1 pseudogene is annotated in these 1,820 nt (G+C 39.0%); it reads left to right on the plus strand.

Annotation, left to right across the window (positions count from 1 at the left end):
* Positions 1-1,820, plus strand: a pseudogene (locus tag RH81_RS17075) (hypothetical protein); the annotation flags it as partial.

A 1,820-nucleotide genomic window follows, 5' to 3' on the forward strand; every position in this document is an offset into this window, starting at 1 on the left:
GTGATTTACATCCGTGCTGAGAATACAGTTACAGGATGTTTCAATACATCAGTGAGTTTAATTATCCGCGTATTACCATCACCCGTAGTTCCAGTAGACCTAGATGACTATGTGATATGTGACACGAATAATGATGGTTTTGCACAGTTTGATTTAACGAGGAAAGATTCAGAGATATTAGGATCACAAGTACCAGCAGACTTTATGCTGACTTACCATGTTACTATAGGAGATGCACAATCGGGAAATAATCCAATTGCAAATGTTACGAATTACACGAATATTTTAAATCCACAAACGCTTTATGTACGTCTTGTAAGTAATGTGAATGGATGTGTGACTACTACAGGCTTTTTTGATATCCGAGTGGAGTTACCACCAGAGGCAGTACAGCCAACACCATTACAGTTATGTGATGATGAGATAGCAGACGAGGTTACAGTCTTTGATTTGAGCATAAAAGATGCTGAAATTACCGGAGGCGAAGCAAGTTGGAGTGTGTCTTATTATGAGACAGATGCAGATGCACAGGCAGAGATCAATGCCGTAGATGCAGAGGCTTATAGCAATACATCAGTAAATGGCGCACCAGCGAATCCACAGACCTTATATGTTGTTGTTACCGATACCGATACAGGATGTGTTGATTATACAACTTTAACGATACGTGTGTTACCAAATCCAACACCGAGTTTAGATCCAGAAGATATTGAGTTGTGTGATGACATCAATCCAGGAGATATGGAAGAGGTTTTTGACCTTACAGAGAATGAGGTTTATATCATCAATGGCGAAGCAGGAGTTACAGCGACATATCATGAGACAGATGAGGATGCAGAAATGGGATTAAATGCGATAGTAGATCCAATGTTATATACCAATACGAGCACACCACAAACGATTTATGTTCGAGTTACAAATGATATTACAGAGTGTTATACGATAGTTACTTTTGATATTATAGTTAATCCATTACCAGATGTTGTTGCCGTAACAGATTTTATAGCATGTGAGTTAAACAATGATGGATTTTATGATTTTGATTTGACCATGAAGGATGCCGAGGTATTAAATGGACAAGACCCAACCTTATTTACGGTGACTTACCATGAATCACAAGTTGATGCAGATGATTTAAACAATGCACTTGTAAGTCCTTATACAAATCTTACGAATCCACAACAGATTTTCATAGCCATCACCAATAACGATACAGGCTGTTCTATAAGCACGCCAAGCTTCAATGTTGAAGTTCAAGAGGCAGCAGAGGCTAACAGTGGCATGGAATTTATTTTGGAAGAGATTTGTGATGATCAGATGGATGATGATGGAGATTTAAGTAATAACAGTGCACAGTTTGATTTAACACCAGTTATAGATGCTGCAGATTTAATTCCAGGCAGTGTACAGGATCAGGTATTAGATGGACAGGATCCAGCTAATTATATAGTGACGTACTATGAAACGGAGATGGATGCCGAGTTAGGTGTAAATCCATTACCATTCTTGTATGAGAACCTAACGAATCCACAGGTGATCTATGTACGTGTAGATAATGATACGATGATAGATGATGGTATGGGTAACATGATAGACACTTCTATCTGTTATGCCGTAGCACCATTAACGCTACAGGTTAATCCATTACCAGTATTTGGATTAGAAGAGAGTTATATTTTATGTGTAGACACCAATGGGACAGAGGTCTTAGATACACCAGTATTGGATACCGAGTTAACAGGACCAGACTATGAGTTTGAGTGGAGTTTAGCAGGGACACCAATAGTAGGCGCTACAGCTGGAAGTTATGCGCCAAGTGA

Origin of the sequence: Psychroserpens jangbogonensis, from assembly GCF_000797465.1 — a bacterium.
In the GTDB taxonomy this organism is placed as follows: Bacteria; Bacteroidota; Bacteroidia; order Flavobacteriales; family Flavobacteriaceae; genus Psychroserpens; species Psychroserpens jangbogonensis.